The 20,282-nt window shown below is 62.3% G+C and carries 16 protein-coding genes and 2 pseudogenes; 5 read left to right on the top strand and 13 right to left on the bottom strand.

The genetic code is table 11. The features are described 5' to 3' along the window. From VWZ85_RS18450 to VWZ85_RS18510, 13 genes are all read right to left on the bottom strand, one after another. Positions 1-1,359: a glutamine synthetase family protein gene (locus VWZ85_RS18450; protein WP_340545216.1), complete on the bottom strand. Its 1,359-nt coding sequence runs from the start codon at positions 1,357-1,359 to the stop codon at positions 1-3. Further along, on the bottom strand, positions 1,359-2,039 hold the full coding sequence (locus VWZ85_RS18455) for a type 1 glutamine amidotransferase (RefSeq protein ID WP_416537342.1): 681 nt from the start codon (positions 2,037-2,039) through the stop codon (positions 1,359-1,361). Before VWZ85_RS18455 ends, VWZ85_RS18450 begins: the two co-directional genes overlap by 1 nt. A gap of 71 nt (positions 2,040-2,110) precedes the next feature. After that, positions 2,111-3,445: a glutamine synthetase family protein gene (locus VWZ85_RS18460; protein WP_340545218.1), complete on the bottom strand. Its 1,335-nt coding sequence runs from the start codon at positions 3,443-3,445 to the stop codon at positions 2,111-2,113. Positions 3,446-3,636: 191 nt separating this feature from the next. Next, on the bottom strand, positions 3,637-4,443 hold the full coding sequence (locus VWZ85_RS18465) for an ABC transporter permease (RefSeq protein WP_340545219.1): 807 nt from the start codon (positions 4,441-4,443) through the stop codon (positions 3,637-3,639). Next, positions 4,440-5,321 (bottom strand): ABC transporter permease, encoded by an 882-nt coding sequence (locus VWZ85_RS18470; protein ID WP_340546298.1) that lies wholly within the window; start codon positions 5,319-5,321, stop codon positions 4,440-4,442. Before VWZ85_RS18470 ends, VWZ85_RS18465 begins: the two co-directional genes overlap by 4 nt. A 114-nt stretch (positions 5,322-5,435) precedes the next feature. After that, the gene (locus VWZ85_RS18475; RefSeq protein ID WP_340545220.1) at positions 5,436-6,146 is read right to left on the bottom strand and encodes a transporter substrate-binding domain-containing protein; all 711 of its coding nucleotides are present in this window, start codon (positions 6,144-6,146) and stop codon (positions 5,436-5,438) included. 35 nt (positions 6,147-6,181) lie between these two features. Beyond that, a complete protein-coding gene (locus VWZ85_RS18480) occupies positions 6,182-6,961 on the bottom strand; it encodes an ABC transporter ATP-binding protein (RefSeq protein WP_340545221.1) in 780 nt (259 codons plus the stop codon). Positions 6,962-7,239: 278 nt separating this feature from the next. Continuing rightward, a complete protein-coding gene (locus VWZ85_RS18485) occupies positions 7,240-8,025 on the bottom strand; it encodes a phosphate/phosphite/phosphonate ABC transporter substrate-binding protein (RefSeq protein WP_416589370.1) in 786 nt (261 codons plus the stop codon). Next, positions 8,022-8,462 (bottom strand): TerB family tellurite resistance protein, encoded by a 441-nt coding sequence (locus tag VWZ85_RS18490; protein WP_340545223.1) that lies wholly within the window; start codon positions 8,460-8,462, stop codon positions 8,022-8,024. Before VWZ85_RS18490 ends, VWZ85_RS18485 begins: the two co-directional genes overlap by 4 nt. Next, on the bottom strand, positions 8,459-9,001 hold the full coding sequence (locus VWZ85_RS18495; RefSeq protein ID WP_416589371.1) for a TerB family tellurite resistance protein: 543 nt from the start codon (positions 8,999-9,001) through the stop codon (positions 8,459-8,461). The genes VWZ85_RS18490 and VWZ85_RS18495 overlap by 4 nt, the downstream gene beginning before the upstream one ends. Before the next feature lie 42 nt (positions 9,002-9,043). Beyond that, positions 9,044-9,337: a DUF1330 domain-containing protein gene (locus tag VWZ85_RS18500; RefSeq protein WP_340545225.1), complete on the bottom strand. Its 294-nt coding sequence runs from the start codon at positions 9,335-9,337 to the stop codon at positions 9,044-9,046. A 280-nt stretch (positions 9,338-9,617) separates the two neighbouring features. Beyond that, complete coding sequence (locus VWZ85_RS18505; protein WP_416589372.1) at positions 9,618-12,728, bottom strand: valine--tRNA ligase; 3,111 nt, start codon at positions 12,726-12,728, stop codon at positions 9,618-9,620. Positions 12,729-13,162: 434 nt separating this feature from the next. Further along, positions 13,163-13,600 (bottom strand): Lrp/AsnC family transcriptional regulator, encoded by a 438-nt coding sequence (locus VWZ85_RS18510; protein WP_340545227.1) that lies wholly within the window; start codon positions 13,598-13,600, stop codon positions 13,163-13,165. Between the two features lie 121 nt (positions 13,601-13,721). Between VWZ85_RS18510 and VWZ85_RS18515 the strand changes: the two genes are divergently transcribed. The 5 genes and pseudogenes from VWZ85_RS18515 to VWZ85_RS18535 form a co-directional block, all read left to right on the top strand. Next, the gene (locus VWZ85_RS18515) at positions 13,722-14,873 is read left to right on the top strand and encodes a type III PLP-dependent enzyme (protein WP_416536286.1); all 1,152 of its coding nucleotides are present in this window, start codon (positions 13,722-13,724) and stop codon (positions 14,871-14,873) included. Positions 14,874-14,987: 114 nt separating this feature from the next. Further along, positions 14,988-17,285 carry a xanthine dehydrogenase family protein molybdopterin-binding subunit gene (locus tag VWZ85_RS18520; protein ID WP_416589373.1) on the top strand — a complete coding sequence of 766 codons (2,298 nt, stop codon included), beginning with the start codon at positions 14,988-14,990 and terminating at the stop codon, positions 17,283-17,285. Further along, positions 17,263-18,462, top strand: a complete 1,200-nt coding sequence (locus VWZ85_RS18525) for a DUF2235 domain-containing protein (protein ID WP_416589374.1) — start codon at positions 17,263-17,265, stop codon at positions 18,460-18,462. The genes VWZ85_RS18520 and VWZ85_RS18525 overlap by 23 nt, the downstream gene beginning before the upstream one ends. Positions 18,463-19,018: 556 nt before the next feature. Next, positions 19,019-19,667 (top strand): annotated as a pseudogene (locus tag VWZ85_RS18530) (tyrosine-type recombinase/integrase); the annotation flags it as partial. A gap of 44 nt (positions 19,668-19,711) precedes the next feature. Continuing rightward, positions 19,712-20,237, top strand: a pseudogene (locus VWZ85_RS18535) (transposase); the annotation flags it as partial. Between the last annotated feature and the right edge of the window lie 45 nt (positions 20,238-20,282).

Genomic DNA, 20,282 nt, shown 5'->3' on the forward strand with positions numbered 1-20,282 from the left:
TTAGACGTTCATCAGCAGATGCTCGCGCTCCCAGGGGGAGATCACCTGCAGGAATTCGTCATATTCGGCGCGTTTCACGATCGAGTAGACGCGGGCGAACTCGGGTCCCAGCACCTCATGCAGGGCGGTGGCCTCTTCGAACAGGTCGAGCGCCTCGCCCATGACCTGCGGAATGTCGCCATCCCCGTCATAGGCGTTGCCCTTGAACTGCTTGCGCGGGCGCTTTTCCTCCATCAGGCCCAGATATCCGCAGGCGAGCGACAGAGCGATGCCCAGATAGGGGTTGCAGTCCATGCCGGCGATGCGGTTCTCCACCCGACGCGCTTCGGGGCCGGACAGCGGCACGCGGATGCCGGTGGTGCGGTTGTCGCGCGCCCATTCCAGATTGATCGGCGCGGCGTGGTCCTTCACGTAGCGGCGGTAGGAGTTCACATAGGGTGCCATCACCGCAAGGCCTGCGGGCAGGTGGTTCTGCAACCCGGCGATAAAGTGGAAGAAGGCATCCGTCTCGCCGCCCTGCGGGCCTGAGAAGATGTTCTCGCCGGTCTCCATGTCGATCACCGAATGGTGGATGTGCATGGCAGAGCCCGGCTCATCCTCGATCGGCTTGGCCATGAAGGTGGCAAAGCAGTCGTGGCGCAGGGCGGCCTCACGGATCAGCCGCTTGAAGTAGAAGACCTCATCCGCGAGCTTCACCGGGTTGCCGTGGCGCAGGTTGATTTCCAGCTGACCCGCGCCGCCTTCCTGGGTGATGCCGTCGATCTCGAACCCTTGCGCTTCGGCAAAGTCGTAGATGTCGTCGATGACGGGACCGAATTCATCGACCGCGGTCATCGAATAGGCCTGCCGTGCCGCGGCGGGACGGCCGGAGCGGCCCATCATCGGCTTGATTTCATGCGCCGGGTCCAGATTGCGCGCGACCAGGAAGAATTCCATTTCCGGCGCCACAATCGGCTCCCAGCCTTGATCGTGATACAGCTGGACCACCCGCTTCAGCACGTTGCGCGGGCTGTAGGGGATCGGGTCGCCGTCCCGGTCATAGGCGTCGTGGATCACCTGCAGCGTCCAGTCCGCCGTCCAGGGGGCGGCGGTGGCGGTGGATATGTCCGGCTTCAGCGTCATGTCCTTTTCGATCCAGCCGTCGTCATCCGCAGCATCAGCCCAGTCGCCGGTGATGGTCTGGTAGAAAATGCTGTCGGGCAGGTGGAAATAATCCTGCTTGGCAAATTTGGATGCCGGCACCGCCTTGCCTCGGGCGATGCCCGGCAGGTCCGAGATAACGCATTCGACTTCGTCGAGACGACGCCCCTCCAGATAGGCTTGTGCTGCTTCGGGAAGAGTGTCGAGCCAGGCTGACATCAGGTCCTCTCTTTCTTGAAAAAGGCATTGAGGAAGGTTGCGATTTCGTCCGACTGGACGGGGTGATGCAGGTCGGCGCTGGCAGCGTCCAGTATCTCATCGGGGACCACGCCGCGACCGCGGCTGTCGATCAGACCGCCGACAAAGCTGCTGGCGAATTCCGGGTGCGGTTGCAGGGTCCAGATATGATCGCCATAGGCCAGGATGCCGTTCTTGCAGTGGTCGTTGCCCGCCAGCACGCGGGCGCCTTCGGGCAGGGCGGTGACCTGATCCTGATGCCAGGCATTGAGCCGCAGGGGCTTGCCGTCCATCTGATACGTCACCGGGCCAACGGCCCAGCCGCCTGCGAATTTCTCCACCTTGCCGCCGAGCGCCTGAGCGATGATCTGATGGCCAAAGCAGATGCCGACTAAAGGCTTCTTGCGGGCGTGGATTTCGCGGATCAGATCCTCCAGCGGGGGGATCCAGTCGTGATCCTCATAGGCGCCATGTCTGGAGCCCGTGATCAGCCAGCCATCCGCCGCATCGGCGCCGGAGGGGAAGACATTGTCGACCACCGCATAGGTGTCGAATTCAAACCCGCCGTCGGCGAGCAGGGTGCGGAACATCTGGTCATAGTTGCCGGCGCTGTCGATCAGGTTTTCGGGCGCATGGCCGGTTTGCAGAATGCCGATTTTCATAAGTCACCAGTTAGAAAGGAGTTCGCTGCACGGGACGATAGCCCGCCGTCAGGACGGCGGGCAAGAGGCCGTCAGACGGTATCCAGGTAGATCTCCACCCGTTCCTCCGGGGTGAGTTCTTCCATGTAATGCAGCTCCTGGCGTTTGGTCAGCACCATGTTGCGGATCATCTCGGCGGAGAAGAACTGCGGGATGATCTCGGAGCTCTCGAATGCGTCGATGGCGCTTTGCCAAGTATTGGGCACCTGCGGCAGGTCCAGCGCATAGGCGTTGCCGGTGATCGGCTCATTGGGGTCGATCTTGTTCTCGATCCCATAAAGCGCGGCGCCGAGGATGGCGGTCAGCATCAGATAGGGGTTCACGTCGCCGCCGGCAAAGCGGTGCTCGATGCGGCGCGCCTTGGGGCTGCCCGAGGGCACGCGGATGGCGGCGGTGCGGTTCTCATAGGCCCAGCAGATGCCGGTGGGGGCGTGGGCGCCCGGCACCATCCGGTCATAGCTGTTGCCATGCGGCGCAAACACCAGGGTGGAATCGCCCATGGCCTTCAGACAGCCGCCGACGGCGTGGCGCATGGCATCGGTGCCCTTGGGGCCGCCATCGTCAAAGATGTTGTTGCCGTCCTGATCCAGCACAGAGAAATGGGTATGCAACCCGTTGCCGGCGTAATCGTCATAGGGTTTGGCCATGAAGCTGGCAGCGAAACCGTGGCGGCGGGCAAGACCCTTGACCAGCATCTTGAACAGCCAGGCGTCATCGGCGGCGCGCAGTGCGTCAGGACCGTGCATCAGGTTGATTTCGAACTGGCCCAGACCCGCCTCGGAAATCGCAGTATCGGCGGGGATGTCCATGTCCTCGCAGGCGTCGTAGAGATCGGTGAAGAAGGTGTCGAACTGGTCCAGTGCCCGGATCGACATGGTTTCCGCCGCCTTGCGGCGCTTGCCGGAGCGGGGAGAGGTCGGCACCTGCAGTTTTTTGCCGCTGTCGTCGATCAGGAAGAACTCCAGCTCCACCGCGACCACCGGGGTCAGCCCCAGTGCCTTGTAGCGGTCCACCACGGCGCGCAGCGCATGGCGCGGATCGCCCTCATAGGCGCGCCCGTCTTCGCGGTACATCCAGATGGGCAGCAGCGCCGAAGGCGCGTCGAGCCAGGGCATCGGCACAAAGCCACGTTCGGTTGGCTTCAGCACGCCGTCGGCATCGCCGCTTTCAAACACCAGCGGGCTGTCGTCGATATCCTCGCCCCAGATGTCGAGGTTCAGGACCGATAGCGGGAACCGGGTGCCTTCCTCGACCGCCTTGTCGGCAAAGCGGGCAGGGACGCGCTTGCCCCGGGCCTGACCGTTGATGTCCGCCGCCGCAACGCGGATGGTGCGCACATGCGGGTTTTTCCTGAGCCAGTTCTTCATTTAATCACCTGACGGTTTCGAGGGCACCACCGGCCGCCAGCGCCCCCGGATGGGGCGCAGCAGGGCCGGGGCAGTTTATCACCCCTGGTCCAATTTTTGATCATAACTTAGTATAACCTAGAATTTGTCCATGAACTCGCAGGATTCTGCGGCCAAAAACTCAGGTTCTAAATTTGATCAAATAATGGATACTACCGGATCAGATTAGGACGCAAGCGAATTTTTTTCCGTCGGTCCTGCGGCAGATGTGCGTTCAGACGGGTATTGATCGCGCCAAAGAGGGTGATCACCGCCAGCGTCAGCAGGATGAAATAGAAGGCCAGGATCGGGTAGGGCACGAAGGGGTTGAAGGTCTTGTCCGCGAAATAGCTGGCGTAGTAGAGCGCATCGCCGCGCTGTTGCCATGCCGGAAAGCCGGAGAAGAACACCAGCGTGGTGGCGTGGAAGAGAAAGATCGCTTCGTTGGTGTAGGAGGGCCAGGCCAGCCGCATCATCGTTGGCCACATGATTCGACGAAATCGGGTCCAGCCGGAGAGGCCATAGGCATCTGCCGCCTCGATATCGCCCTTTGGGATCGACCGCAGCGCGCCGTAGAAGATTTCGGCGGAATAGGCGGCGGTGTTGAGGATCAGCACGATCAGCGCCCCGAGCCAGGCCGCCGACAGCGGGTCAAAGATGGAGGACACCGATTTCAGTTGCAGGAACAGGAAGTAGGCAAAGAAGAACTGGATGAACAGCGGCGAGCCACGGAAGATGAATATGAACCATTCCGCCGCTTTGCGCAGCGGCGTGGAGGTGGAATTCTTGGCCAGGGCCACGCCATTGGCGATGACAAACCCGATTATGACGGCGATCGCGCCGAAATAGATGTTCCACAGCATCCCCGAACCGATCAGCACAAACTGGTCGCAGAGGGTGAAATCGCTGCGCGGCAACATGCGTTCGCCGATGCCGAGGGCGCGCAGGCCGTAATCTTGCAGTGTCTGGATACAGCTCATGACGCTTTCCTTTGCGCTTCGCCGGCCAGCGTGGCCTGACCGTGGGAGAGCCGGTCGCGGATCCGGTCCAGCACCAGTTCGGAGAGTTTGGTGAACGCGAGGTAGAAGACCAGAAGGCCGAGGAAATACCACATGCGCCAGTCGCCATGGGGGTATTCGGTGAAGCGGGCCGTCTTGGAGCCGCCGAGTTCACGTGCCCAATAGACGATATCCTCAACCCCCAGCAGGAACAGCAGCGGCGTCGCCTTGATCAGGACCATCCACAGGTTCGACAGACCGGGCAGCGCATAGGTCCACATTTGCGGCACCAGAATGCGCCAGAAGGCCTGTCGGTGGCTCATGCCATAGGCTTCGGCGGTTTCGATCTGGGCGCGGGGCACAGCGCGCATGGCGCCATAGAGCACATTGGCGGCAAAGGCGCCGAAGACGATAGCGAAGGTGACCACCGCAAGGGTGAAGCCATAGACCTCATGGATCCACTGTTCGGAGGTGCTGAGCGGCATCTTGGCGATGTCACAGACCACAAAATCATTGCCCTGGCGCACCGGCGCGTCCCAGTCGGGGCATTTCACCTGATGGCGCAGATATTCGATGCCCTGATCCAGAGCGATGACGAAGAACAGGAAAAAGGCAATGTCCGGCACGCCGCGCACAATGGCGATATAGGCCTTGCCCAGCCAGGAGAGCGGCGCGAATTGCGCGCGGGCAGCCATGGCGCCGCCAAAGCCGAAGGCCAGCGCCGCGGGCGCGGTGACAGCCAGCAGCAGCAGAACCGTCCCGAAGGAGGCGTAGAAGGCAAAATGCTTGCCGGTGGTGAGATAACAGCTCAGCCACTGGAAACCCTCCAGGCTGGCCGGATCGGTGCAAAAGGAGAAGATGGCGGGCCTCGTTCGGACAGGGACCGGTCAGGGCGCCACAGCGGAGCGGGACCGGTCAAGGGCGAAGGGGGGCCATGCCGCCCCCCTTCCTTGATATCAGGATGATGCGAGGGCTCAGAACCGGCCTTCGATTTCCCATTTTTCCAGCAGGGCGTTCAGCGAGCCGTCTGCCTTCATCGATTCGATGGCAGCGTCGAACTTGCCGCGCAGCTCATCATCGGATTTGCGGAACGCCATGCCGATGCCACCGCCCAGCAGCACGTCCTCTGCAACGAAGGACAGCTCGGTTTCGTCGACGATCGGGATCAGGAAGTCCTTGTCGGCCATGACCGCGTCGACTTCGCCAGCTTTCACCGCAGCGACGGTTTCATCCGGGGTGGGGAATTCGACCAGGGTGGCGCCGGTGGAGGCGACATGGGCGGCCTGAATGGTGGAGGCCTGTGCTGCCACAACGGCGCTGTTCACATCGACATCAGCCGACATCGCCGCATAGGCGGAGGGCGACGGGCGGGTGTAGCCGGTGGTGAAGTTCACAACTTCCTTGCGCTCTTCGGTGATCGACATGCCGGCGATGATGGTGTCGTAGTTGCCCGACAGCAGGTTCGGGATGATCGAATCCCAGTCATTGGTGACCCATTCGCAGTCCAGTTCGGCGCGCTTGCACAGCTCGTCGCCCAGCTCACGCTCAAAACCGTCAACCTGACCGTCGTCGTTCAGGAAGTTGTACGGAGGGTAGGCGCCCTCGGTGCCCAGACGCACGGTGTCGGCCATCGCGATACCGGCCGTAAGAGCCAGCGCAGCGGTGCTGAGGATAAGAGATTTCATGAGGTTACTCCCGTTTGGTTTGGTTGTTATGATGATTATTTACCGTGTCGCGTGGAGGCAAGAAAGCCCCGCAGGCGTTCGGAGCGGGTGTTGCCAAAGAGTTCGTCCGGGCAGCCTTCTTCTTCGATGAGGCCCTTGTGCAGAAAGACGATATGGCTGGACACATCTGCGGCCATGTTCATGTCATGGGTCACGATGATCATGGTGCGGCCTTCGGCGGCGAGATCCTTGATCACCCTGACCACTTCCTGTTCCAGTTCGGGATCAAGAGCAGAGGTCGGTTCGTCAAACAGCAGCGCCTCTGGTTCCATACAGAGTGCGCGCGCGATGGCGGCGCGCTGCTGCTGTCCGCCGGAGAGCTGCGCGGGATAGGCATCGCATTTGTCACCGATCCCCACCTTGGTGAGGTATTTGCGCGCGGCCTCCTCGACCTCGGCACGGTCGCGACCGAGCACGGTCAGCGGCGCCTCCATGACGTTTTGCAGAATGGTCATATGCGCCCAGAGATTGAACTGCTGGAACACCATGGACAGGTTGGTGCGGATGCGCAGCACCTGTTTCGGGTCCGCGGGACGCCGTGCGAGACCGCGTCCTGACCAGCGGATCGGTTCGCCTTTGAAGAGGATGTCACCCTCCTGGCTGTCCTCCAGGAGGTTGCAGCAGCGCAGCAGGGTGGATTTGCCCGAACCGGATGATCCAATGAGAGAGACCACATCGCCCCGGTGGGCGGTGATATCAACACCTTTGATCACTTCCAGCTCGCCATATGACTTGTGCAGGCCGCGGATTTCCAGAACTGGTGTTGTGTCGGTCAAGGTGTCTCTCGTTCAATTGTCGTTGAATTCGTCCTTATTGGACCGAAAAAAAGAGCGGATGCAACGTGCAAACCGATAAGGCCGGTGCGGAATTTATCATTTTGGCGGGTAATCTGATCAAATTGTACCCATACATGTGGAGGCTGTGGCAGATGCGAGATCTGCCTGTAATCAATGGGCGAGTTTGTGGCCCTTCGACTGCTCGCGGCGTGGTTGTCAGGCCCTCGCGCCCTCTCCGGGCCGGCTCAGCGCGGGCCCTGAGGGCGGGAACCTAGGGGTCAGACTGCGGCCTGCTGGCGGATGGATTGTTCCGTCAGCACCGGCCCGAGCGGTGTCGGGACCGCCAGATAGGCGCCGGGGGCAATATCGCTGACGCCCTGCAGGTGCAATGCCTGACGGTGGGTCTCGTCCAGCTCGGCGACAGCCTGGGCCACGGCGGCGCGCAGCGGAGCCGGGTCGCGGGTCCGGGCGGTGATCAGCGGCAGGCCCGGCGTCGGTTTGGTGCGGGCGATTTCCACAAGCTCCGTCGCCCAGTCGTCATGCTGCTGCATCAGCGCCCAGCTGACGGCATCAAGTGCCGCGAAATCTGCGGTCCCGTCGGCGACGGCGCGGGCGGATGCGCGATGGCTGCCGGATTGGAACAGGCTGCCGGGCAGCAGCGAGAGGTCGCGCAGGTGCATCATCGGTGCGGCCCAGCCCGATTGCGAGAGCGCTTCGTTATAGGCAAAGCTGCCGCCCGCGATGGTCCGAAGATCCGCGCCGGATCGGTCGCGATGGGCGACAAAGACGCTGGTGTAATAGCCCGGCGGACAATCCGCGACGCCGTGGTCCAGCGTGGTGACCAGATTGACCTGTTCATAGAGCCGCGTGCGGTAGGGCAGGCCACAGGTCTGCGCCAGCAGCAGTGTCGAATCGGACCAGATCGACCAGAGGTCGCCGCCTCGGCTCAGGGTTTCGGGGGCCTCGATTGAGGCATCGGCCAGAGCGCTGCGGATCGCCTGCCACAGGGCATCAAGCGCTGCGGCGGTTTCCGGGCGATCATACATCGCCAGGCTGGCAATCATGAGCTGGCCTCGGCGCGTTGGCGGGCGCGGGCGCTGTCCATATCGCTGACCCCGAGCAGGCTGGCGGAAAGCCGCAGGAGCGCATCCTCGGCGTCGTCGCGTTTGCCATCGGCCAGCACCACCTGCCACAGCGCCTCGACCACGGCCATGCGGTTTTCATAGGGCACCGCGTCCTTGATCGCGCGGGTGAAGCGGACGGTGTCGGGGGCCTCGGCCTCCAGCGCCTCGGCCTGTTCGCGCAGCAGGATCGCACCGCCCATGTCGAGATCGTAACGAGCGCGCAGGATCCGGTCGATCCGGTCCCGTTCGTCATCGGAGTAATTGTGATCGGAGCGCGCAATCCGCACCAGCAGCGCGCAGAGCGCCAGTCGGGCGTCGCGGTCATCCAGCGGTTCGGGCGCGGGCGCCAGAAGCCGTCCCAGCAGTTCCTTGATCATGGTTGCGGTTCCCTGTCTGGAATGGGCGGCGGCGGGGTGTCCTCGGCCGTGCTCACAGCCTGCGGTCGCTGGGCTGCGGCAATGGCTGGCGCCGGGGCGAGCAATTTGCCCTGCGCGCGGGCGCGGGCGGTGTCGCTGTCGGCCCTTGACAGACCCATCGCCTTGCGCGCGTCCTCGACGATTTTCATCTCGCCGGGGTGTTCGTGACCATCGGCCAGCACCACCTCCCAGAGCGCATCCAGCGCCGCGAGCCGTTCCTCAAGCCCGGTGGTTTCGCGGATCAGACGCCCGAATGTGTCGGTTTCCGGCGCGGCGGCATGGAGTTTTTCGCAGGCGGCACGGACCTTTGCCGCCTCGATCGCGTCGTGCTGGTATAGGCGGGCCAGAATGCGGTCGATCAGGCTGATTTCTTCCAGCTGGTAGTCGCGATCCGATTGCGCCACACGCACCAGAAGTGCACCCAGCGCCAGCTCGGCATCCGGGTCCGGCTGGGCAGGGGTCTTTTGCGGTCGAAAGACCTGAAACAGTTTCTTCAGCATGGCATTACTCTACTGTTGAGTGCGTCCAGGGCCAAGCGGGTCCTAGTCGCCGTAGCCTTCGATGATTTCCATGTCGCCGGTTGCGACCGGATCGCGCAGCGCCTTGGCCTGCTGGTAGGCGACAGAATCATAACAGGCCTTGGCGGTGGCGAAATCCTTGAACTCGATGACCACGGTGCGCGCGCGCGTCTGGCCTTCGCGCACTTCCTTGGCACCACCGCGGATCAGGAATTTCGCACCATATTCGGCAAAGGCGGTGGCATTGGCTGCGACATAATCCTTGTAGCGGTCCATATCATCAACGTCGACATGGGCGACCCAGTATCCTTTGGGCATGGGGGGTCCTTTCTGGCGCGGATATCAAGCTGTTGGCACAGGCTGATACAGAACCGGAGCAAAGGCAATGACCGCGTTGTGTGGTTTTTCCCCTTATGGGGACGATTTGACGGGATGGCTCAGCCAGGAGTGCAAATCGGGGCGGCAGATCGCGCCGTTTATGCAGGGCATATGACCTGATCGCGGGCGGTTGCTGCCGCGGCGCTGGATCTCATCTTTGGAGATCGTACCGGGGCAAGCCGGTAGGAATGCCAATGGCTTGCCCCGCAGTTTGTTATGATCAGCCGATCTCGGCAAGGCGCGCGAGCGCTTCCTTCACCTTGGCTTCTTCTTCCTCGCGCAGGTTCAGGTTTTCGCGGGCCTCGGCGACCACCTCTTCGGGGGCGGAGGCCGCGAATTTGGGGTTGTTGAGACGTCCGCGCAGGCCGCCCAGCTCCTTGGCCAGCTTGCCCAGGGTCTTCTCCAGACGCGCCTTTTCGGCGTCCACGTCAATGACATCCGCCAGCGGCAGGCCGAAGGAGGCGCCGGGGGCGGCGACGCTGGCGCAGCCCTTGGGGAAGGTGTCGACCTGTTCCAGCGTGGTGATCCGCGCAAGTTTCTGGATCATCGCCTCGTTCTTCTCCCAGGCGCTGCGCGCCTGATCGGAGAATTCGGTCACAACCATCGGGATCTTGGCGCCCGCCGGGACGTGCATCTGCGCGCGGGTGGAGCGGATGTTCTCGATCGCGGTGATTACCCAGTTCATTTCGGCGTCCGCATCGGCGTTCACCAGCTCGGTGCCATAGGTCGGCCAGTCTTCATGCACCAGCATGTTTGACCGCTTGGCGGTATTGCCCCACAGCTCTTCGGTGATGAAGGGCATGATCGGATGCAGGAGGATCATGCACTGATCCAGCACCCAGCCCAGCGTCTGCCGGGTTTCGGCGATCACCGCCTCATCCTCGGAGCCGAACAGTGGTTTGCTGAGTTCGATGTACCAATCGCAGACCTTGCCCCAGACAAAGGCGTAGAGGCCGAGGGCGGCGTCGTTGAAGCGGAAGGCCTCAAGGGCGGCGTCCACCTCGACCCGGACCTTGGCGGTTTCGCCGATGATCCACTGGTTCACGGCGGCTTTGGCATCAGGGATGTCATAGGCAGGGGTGTCGGCGTCATAGACATTGTTGAAATGGGCGAAGTTCACCGCATTCCACAGTTTGGTGCCAAAGTTGCGGTAGCCCGCGATGCGCTGCATGTCGAGCTTCAGCACACCGCCGAGGCTGGCCATCGCCGCATTGGTAAAACGCAGCGCGTCGGCGCCGTATTCGTCGATGATCTCCAGCGGGTCGACCACGTTGCCGGTGGATTTCGACATCTTCTTGCCCTTGGCATCGCGGACGAGGCCGTGGAGGTAGACGGTGTCAAACGGGATGCGCTGTTCAACCGGCAGATCCTGATCCAGAACCGCCAGCTGCATCATCATCATCCGGGCAACCCAGAAGAACAGAATATCCTGACCGGTGACGAGGGTCGAGGTCGGGAAGTATTTCTTGGTCTCTTCGGTCCACTCGGGCCAGCCCAGCGTGCCAATCGGCCAGAGGCCGGAGGAGAACCAGGTGTCGAGCACGTCGGGGTCGCGAAGCAGCAGTACAAAGTTTGCAGAACCGTCTTCTTTCCCGGCTTTGTTACCCGACTGCGAAATAAACGTGGCTGTTTCAACTTCGTCATCCCAGAGGAATTTTGCGTTTTCCTGTGGGCTGTTATAAGCGAACTCAACCTCGTAGAGTGCTTTGGCTTTTTCTTCAGCATCACTCGCTGAGGATGCACAAATCATGACCTCCATGCGCGAATAGTCGAATTTGCCGGTAGCTTGGTCTTTGACTGGCCCATACCAAACCGGGATCTGATGGCCCCACCACAGCTGGCGCGAGATGCACCAGGGTTCGATGTTTTCCAGCCAGTGGTAATAGGTCTTCTCGCCCGACTCCGGCAGGATCTTGACGGTGCCGTCTTTCACCGCATCCAGCGCGGGGCCGACGATCTTGGCCGCGTCCACGAACCACTGGTCGGTCAGCATCGGCTCGATTACCACTTTGGAGCGGTCGCCGAAGGGCTGCATGATCGGCTTGTTCTCGACGTAGGGCACGGTTTCGGAGACTTCACTCTCGTTGCCGTCCTCATCCTTCACCGTTCTGCTGGTGGTCTGCATCACGGCGAGACCTTCGGCGGTGATGTCAGCGACCACGCGTTTGCGTGCCTCGAAACGGTCCAGGCCACGGTATTCTTCCGGCACCAGGTTCATCGCGGCGATGCTGGTTTCGGTGAACTCTGCCTCGCCATTGGCGATGGCCTGTGCTTTGGCGGCTTCCTCGGCATAGGGCGCGCCGTCGCTGCGCATATTCGCCTTGGTATCCATCAGGTTATACATCGGAATGCCGCCGCGTTTGGCGACCTGATAGTCGTTGAAATCATGCGCGCCGGTGATCTTTACGGCACCAGAGCCGAAATCCTTGTCCGGGTATTCATCAGTGATGATCGGGATCAGGCGGCGCTGCGCCTTGGGGCCGACCGGGATTTCGCACAGCTTGCCCACAATAGGCGCGTAGCGTTCATCCGAAGGATGCACAGCCACCGCGCCGTCGCCCAGCATGGTTTCGGGACGGGTGGTGGCGATGGAGATATAGTCGCGCTCTTCCTCGAGGATGACATTGCCGTCCTCGTCCTTCTCCACATAGGTGTAGGTGGCCCCACCGGCGAGCGGGTATTTGAAGTGCCACATGTGGCCCGCAACCTCGATATTCTCCACCTCAAGGTCGGAGATCGCGGTCTCAAAATGCGGGTCCCAGTTCACCAGCCGCTTGCCACGGTAGATCAGGCCCTTGTTGTACATCTCAACAAAGACCTTGATCACCGCATCGTGGAAATTGGGCGAATTCTCATGGCCCGTACGGGTGTCGCCCGCAGCGCCGGCCATTGTGAAGGCGGTGCGGTCATAGTCACAGGAAGCGCCAAGGCGCTTCAGCTGGTTGATGATGGTGCCGCCGGATTGTTCTTTCCACTCCCAGATCTTTTCCAGGAACTTCTCGCGGCCCAGTTCTCCGCGGGAGGGCTGCTGGGTCTGGGCCAGCATGCGCTCCACCACCATCTGGGTGGCGATGCCCGCGTGATCGGTGCCGGGCTGCCAGAGCGTGTCATACCCCTGCATCCGTTTCCAGCGGATCAGGATGTCCTGAAGCGTGTTGTTGAAGGCATGGCCCATGTGCAGGACGCCCGTGACATTCGGGGGCGGGATCATGACGCTGTAGGTTTCGCTGCGCTTGGCGTTTGCACCTGCGCGGAAACAGCCTGCCTTTTCCCAGGCCTCGGAAAGCCGGGTTTCGGCTTCGGCTGCGTTAAATGTCTTGTCCATCGCCATCGGAATGTCCTGCCTGCGTATCCATCTAATCGGCTCATCCCATAGCGAATGGCGGGGGAAAGGGAAAGGCTCGATAGGAGGCGGCGGTGCTGGCGGGGCGGTGTTGGCGGATGATTTTTGAAAAACCAAAATTAATTTGGAACGATCGCGGTGATAACGGCGTTTTAAGCTTAATCCGGCACGGTTGGTGGTGGGGATATCGGGATGCAGATGACAGTGAGTGATGTCGCGCCCGGGTCACCGAGGTGGAGTTCCAAGCCGCCTTTGTCCACAGGGATCTCCCTCGGATCCTGATTGCCGATGTCTATGGTTTCAAGCCGCCCGGGCGCCCTTGATGCGGATACCGCAGGGGCGGCCGGGCGCACGACTTTTCACGTTTTCCAGGGTTTGGATGTGGTGGGAGGCTTTGGCACGCGTTGCGGCGCGTGGGAACACTATTGGCCGGTGCGGTCCAGTTTGGTTGCGAGATGGATCAGGCTTTCGGAAGAGCGCACGCCGCGTGCCTCGCCGATGCGGTCAATGGTTTCGTCCAGCTCCGCCGTGGTCTGCGCCACCACCTGTGCCAGAAGGTCAAAGCGCCCCGAGGTGGTATGGACCACCTCGACGCCGGGTAAGCCGCGCAGCCGGGCCAGCACCTCGGGGCCGGAGCGGGGTTCAATCGAGATCAGCACCGTCGCTTGAAGCGGCGGACGCGCCTGCGACGAGGTGCGCAGCGTGTAGCCGCTGATCACGCCTGAGGTCTCCAGCCGCTCGATCCGTGCCTGCACCGTCGTGCGCGCCAGCCCCAGACGCCGGGCCAGATCCGCCACAGGGCGGCGGGCGTTCTCGCGCAGGAGCGTCAGCAGATGTTGGTCGGTTTCGTCGGTTTGCATGTTTGACCTGCGATATGACGGTGATTTTCGTCACTATAGTCAATGTGACGAGCGAAATCGACGGGATTTCGGCGGAAACTGATAAAAACACCACCGAATATTCCAATTAGGGCCGTTCCCCATGCAGCAGATCCCACCCCTCTGGCTTTCCCCTGAAACTCATCTGGCGCGCAGCACCCCGGATCATCCGATCCTCTATTTCTCGCCGCGGGTGCTGCATGATGTGGCCAACCGCTTTCAAAAAGGCTTTCCGGGGCTGGTGACCTATGCGGTGAAGGCCAACCCGCATCCTGCTGTGCTGTCCAATCTGGTGGCGGCGGGGATCACCGGTTTTGATGTGGCGTCGCCTGCGGAAATGGATGCGGTGCGCGCGGCAAGCCCCGATGCGGTGATGCATTACAACAACCCGGTGCGGTCGGAGGTGGAGATCGCTGCAGGGATCGCCCATGGCGTTGCCAGCTGGTCTGTGGATGAGGCCAGCGAGCTGGACAAGCTGGCCGAGGTGCCTAAGACCTGCGAAATCGCCGTGCGCTTTGCGCTGCCGGTGGCCGGTGCCGCCTATGATTTCGGCAGCAAATTCGGGGCCGAACCCGAGCTGGCGATTGAGCTGCTGAAACGGGTGGCAGCTGAGGGCTGGACCCCGGCCTTGTGTTTTCACCCCGGTACCCAATGCGAGGATGAGAGCGCCTGGGTCGAATATGTTCATGCCGCCAAACGGATCGTGGATGCCGCCGGTGTCCGCATTGCCCGGCTCAATGTCGGCGGGGGATTTGCTGCCAACCGCGACGGGGTGGCGCCGGACCTGGAAAAGGTTTTTGCGGCGATTTCAGCCGCCGCCGATGAGGCTTTTGGTGCGGAGAGGCCGCAGCTGATCTGCGAGCCGGGGCGCGCGATGGTCTCTGAAAGCTTTACCCTGGCGGCGCGCGTCAAGGGGATGCGCAAGCAGGGCGCGGTGGTGTTCCTGAACGACGGGATCTATGGCGGGCTGGTCGATATCCGCGACATGGGCCTGCCGGGCCGGGTCGAGGTGGTGGCCGCCGATGGCACCCGCCGGGTGGCGGACTGCCAGCCGCGGGTGGTCTTCGGGCCGACCTGCGACAGCCTGGACCGGCTGCCGGATGGGCTGCCGCTGCCAAGCGACACCCGGATCGGTGACTATGTGCTGTTTCCGGGGCTTGGTGCCTATTCCTCGGCCATGAGCACGCAGTTCAACGGTTATGGGCTGTCGGACGTGGCGACAGTGATCGAGCTGTCTGGACAAGCGCGCCCCTGAGGCTAGTCTCGCTTTTGACAGGATCAACACGGCGGCGCGGGGCGGACCCGGCGCCGCTGTGGACGTTTTGCAGCTGAAACGCGATCCGACACGCAAGGCAGGTCAGGGGCAGTGATGGATAAATTCGGTAAGAGCCAACCCGTGAGACGGGTCGAGGATGTGCGGTTTCTGACCGGGCAGGGGCGCTATCTGGAAGATATCGCGCCAGCCGGGGCGCTGAGGGCCTGGGTGCTGCGCAGCCCTGTCGCCCATGGCACCATCACCCATCTGGATCTCGACATGGCGCGCGAGGCCGACGGCGTCGCGGCGGTGCTGGCGTTGGCTGATCTTGAGGCAGCTGGACTGATCGTGGGCATGGACGGTGCCGTGGTGACCAACCGCGATGGCAGCAAGGCAGCTGCGCCTGAACGGCCAATGCTGGCGCGCGAGCGGGTTCGATTTGTCGGTGAGCCGATTGCGGTGGTGATTGCCGAGACGCTGGATCAGGCGCGCGACGCAGGTGAGATGATCGAGCTTGATATCGACGATCTGCCGGCGAAACTGGATCTGGTCGCCGGGGGCGAGCAGCTGCACCCGGAGGCGCCTGACAACCGGGCCTTTGACTGGGGCATGGGCGATGAGGCCGCGACGGACGCCGCATTCGCCGCTGCCGCCCACCGGGTGGCGCTACAGGTCGAAGACAACCGGATCATTGTCAACACGATGGAGCCGCGCGGCTGTTTTGCGCGCTGGGCCGATGGCCGGTTGCAGTTCACCTATGGCGGCCAGGGCGTCTGGGCGATGAAAAAGCAGCTCAGCGATAAGCTGGGACTGGCGCCCGAGGCGGTGCATGTCACCACACCGGATGTTGGTGGCGGCTTTGGCATGAAGGCGATGCCGTACCCAGAGTATTTCGCGGTTGCCCATGCCGCGCGGTTGCTGGGGCGGCCGGTTCTGTGGGTCTCGGACCGTACCGAGGCGATGCTGAGTGATAATGCCGGGCGCGATCTGACCTCTCTGGCGGAGCTGGCCTTTGATGCGGATCTGCGCATTACCGGCTACCGGGTCCACAGTCACTGCAACCTTGGCGCCTATAATTCACATTTCGGCCAGCCGGTGCAGACGCAGCTGTTCAGCCGGGTGCTGGCCGGGGTCTATGACATCCGCGCCACCTGGCTGCGGGTTGAGGGGATCTATACCAATACCGCTCAGGTCGATGCCTATCGCGGGGCCGGTCGGCCGGAGGCGATCTATGTGCTGGAGCGGGTGATGGATCACGCCGCTCACGCGCTGGGCGTCAACCCATGGGAGTTGCGGCGACGCAATTTTATCCGCGCCGACCAGTTTCCCTACCAGACCGCAACGGATGAGACCTATGACGTCGGCGATTTCCACCAGCTGCTGGCGCGCACCGAAGAGGCGGCAGATCTGGCGGGATTCGCTGGGCGCAAGGCCGCTGATGCGGAACGCGGAAATTTACGGGGCGTTGGGCTGTGTTACTATATCGAAAGTATTTTGGGCGATCCTTCTGAAAGCGCGGAGGTCGCCTTTGAAGCGGAGGGTCGGGTGAGCATCTATGTCGGAACGCAGAGCAACGGGCAGGGCCATGAAACGGTCTATGCGCAGTTTCTTGCGGATCAGACCGGAATCCCTGCCGCCGATATCACCGTGGTGCAGGGCGACAGCGACAGGATTGCCCAGGGCGGCGGCACCGGCGGATCGCGTTCGGTGACCACCCAGGCCAATGCCACGCTTGCAGCCGTCGATGTGATGATCGCCGCCTTTACCCCCTTCCTTGAGGAGGAGCTGGGCGTCGCCCATGGCTCCGTCACCTTTGACGGGGAACGGTTCACTGCCCCGGGCAGCAACCAGCGGCCAAGCCTGGTGGAGGCCGCAGAGATGGCCCGTGCGCAAGGTCGCCACGAGTTGCTGCGTCACGCGGCACGGGCCAAACTGCCGGGGCGTTCGTTTCCAAACGGAGCCCATGTTGCCGAGATCGTGATCGACCCGGAAACCGGGCTGAGCCATGTCGATCGCTACACGGTGGTTGATGACTTTGGCAATCTCATCAACCCGTTGCTGGCTGAAGGTCAGGTTCATGGCGGGGTGGTGCAGGGGTTGGGGCAGGCGATTCTGGAGCGTGTCGTCTACGATGCCGACGGGCAGCTGCTCACAGCATCGTTTATGGACTATGCCTTGCCGCGTGCCGCCGATGTGCCGATGATTGAGGTAGGCTTTGCGCCGGTGCCATCGACCCAGAACCCGATGGGTATGAAAGGTTGCGGCGAGGCCGGAACCGTGGGGGCGCTGGCGGCGGTTGCCAATGCGGTGCAGGACGCGGTCCGGGAGCGCGGCGTTCAGCAGATAGAGATGCCGTTTACACCACTTAGACTATGGGAAGCATTGAGGAATGTCGCTGACGCAGCTGAGTAAGAGGATCCTGGGATGGCTTGGGCGGCCTTTGCGCTCCGAGCATTCCGCCGAGACCAAGCTGCGTGGGCCGCAGGCGCATGTGATCATCCTGGATGGCACCATGTCGACGCTGGAACCCGGACATGAGACCCATGCGGGCATGGTCTACCGGCTGTGCCGCGAGGTCGGCCCGCAGGTTTCGGTGTTCTATGAGGCCGGTGTGCAATGGCAGAGCTGGCGCAAGACGACGGATGTGATGATCGGGCGCGGCATCAACCGTCAGATCCGCCGAGCCTATGGCTATCTTGCCTCGCGCTATCGTCCTGGCGACCGGATCTACCTGATGGGCTATTCGCGGGGGGCCTATGCGGTGCGCTCCCTTGCGGGGGTCATTGACGAGGTGGGGCTGCTGAAGGCCGAACATGCCACGGTGCGCAATATCCGCACCGCCTACCGGCATTATCAATGCGGCGGGGCCTCGGCCAGCGGGATGCGTGATCATACCGCCACCAGCCTGCCGCCCATGGCCGAGACGGGCGAAGAGACGGCCCCTGAACCCGATGCGACCGGTCATGGGCAGGCGATGGCGCAGACCGGAGCCTGTGTCGCCTCCACCTTCAGCGAGCGGTATTGCCACCGAAATGTGGAGATCGAAATGGTGGGGGTCTGGGATACGGTGAAGGCGCTGGGTCTGCGCCTGCCGCTGCTATGGCGTTGGGCGGAGCGGCGACACGGATTTCACAACCATCAGCTGGGCCGACATGTGAAGAACGGCTTTCACGCGCTTGCGCTGGACGAAACCCGCCGGGTGTTTGAGCCGGTTCTCTGGGAATGCCCGGATGGTCACGACGGCAAGGTTGAGCAGGTCTGGTTTCGCGGCAGCCATGGCGATGTCGGCGGGCAGCTGGGCGGGTTCGAAGCGGCGCGGCCGCTGTCAAATGTCTCGCTGGTGTGGATGCTGGAACGGGCAGAAAACTGTGGCCTACCGTTGCCGCGCGACTGGCGGATGCGGTTTCCGGTTGATCCGACGGCGCCCTCCGTCGGGACCTGGCGCGGCTGGGGCAAGATTTTCCTGCTGCGCGGCAAGCGGCGGGTCGGGCTGGACAGCAGCGAGAGGCTGCACAGCAGCGTTGGCGCCAATACCACCGACAAACGTCTGGCGTATTGGCAATCAGAGATGTCGAAGGCAGCCCGCTAGGCGCGCAGTAGGGCGCGCCATTGTCTGTGAGCGGCTGTCTGGGCCGGGATGGTGGATGCGCTGATGACGAGCACACAGCTGCGGGCAAAACCTGGCGGCTGCGGGAAGAACACTCATAGTCGTTGGTCCGAAAGGGGGCAGGCCTGAGGGCAGGTTGCGGCTGAAGTTATTCGCCGCGCTGGAGGAGCTGTGAGGGCAGGGAGATGTATGTTCCTGGTTCATCATATCCTGCGGCAATTTTCTGTGACATATGGCGCGGCCGCGAAAGTCATAGAGATGCCGACAGTTACGCCTCTTTGACCAGATGCGGTGCGTTCTCGGCGTCCTCAAGGAAATCGCGCCAGGCTCGACCGCCCAAACAGCCAGGATTTCGGACCCAGTCCAGCCCTTCACCACGAGCGTGCAACGGTCCGGAGCGCGGGACGGGGACGAAGCCGCGACGGCGGCAGGGGCGCTCGGTGATACCGTTGCGGGATGATCTGACGACTGAGATTTTGGGAATGGGCGTGTCTGTCTGACGATTGGGGGCTCTCAATCAACAGACAGGGAGTTTCCCATGGCGGACATGAAGTTGACACCGCTTCGAGAGCGGATGATCGAAGATATGCGGATCAAAGGGCTCGGGCAGAGTTCGCAGAAGGCGCACATCCGGGCCGTTCGATATTTTGCCGAGTTTATTGGCCGATCGCCGGATACTGCAACGCCCGAAGACCTGCGCGCTTATCAGCTGCATATGGTGAACACGAACGTCACCCCGTCGACCAACAATGCGCGGCTTGTCGGGCTGCGGTTCTTTTTCGAGACGACGTGTAAACAGCCCGAGATGAAGGATTGCCTGCACTTTCGCACGGAACCGCGCAAGCTTCCGGTGGTGTTCAGCGCCGAAGAGGTGTTCGAGATCCTCAGGGTCGCGCCCGGCCCTCGGCTTAAGTATCGAGCGGCGCTCAGTATTTCCTACGGTACAGGGGCGCGCGCGTGGGAAGATTTGCAATCTCAAGGTCACGGATATCGACAGCGATCGGATGTTGGTCCACGTCGAGAAGGGCAAAGGCGGTAAGGATCGCAAGGTAATGCTGTCGCCCGGATTGCTGGAGCTTCTGCGTGACTCCTGGCGTGAGGCTCCACCGGATGGCTGGCTCTTTCCCGGAAAGCCCCGGATAAACCCGCTCTCACGGCGGCAATTGCATCGCGCCTTCAGCGCAGCCAACTGCGCCCCACGTCGGCCATCGAGATCCGTCGCACGGAAGCGCTCGGCGCCCGTGTCGGCTTGACCAGCGTGCTGCACAACTGGGGATCAGCGTCGTGCTGAAAGCACGCCTCCGGCGTGGCCCCATCATCCCCACATCCACATGATCGTCCCGGGTGGCGGCCTGCCGCCGGACGGCACCCTGTGGGTTGCCTGCAAACCTGGGTTTGTTCTGCATGTGCGCATGCTGTCGCGGCTGTCCCGGCGGGTGTCTGTCGAAGGCCTGATGGCCCTGCACCGCGCAGGACAACTGAGGTTCTCTGGTGATCTCACCGTACTGGCATACCTGTCCCGCTAAACCCACCGCATCGCCACCTCCAACCACCGCCTGGTCAGCGCTGATGCAAACACCGTGGCCTTCAAATGGACACACTACCGGATCAATAGTGGGGATCGCATGAAGACAATGCGGCTCAATACGTATGAGTTCATCCGCCGCTTCCTGATGCACGTCCTGCCAAACCGGTTCCATCGCATGCGCCATTACGGCTTCCTGGCAGGTGCCGGTCGCAAAGAGGCTTTGCCCAAATGCAATCCATGCGCCGCAACGGGGGCCAAACCGACGCAGTAAGGC

It is taken from the genome of Phaeobacter sp. JH20_29 (assembly GCF_048056175.1).
Classification (GTDB): Bacteria; Pseudomonadota; Alphaproteobacteria; order Rhodobacterales; family Rhodobacteraceae; genus Phaeobacter; species Phaeobacter bryozoorum.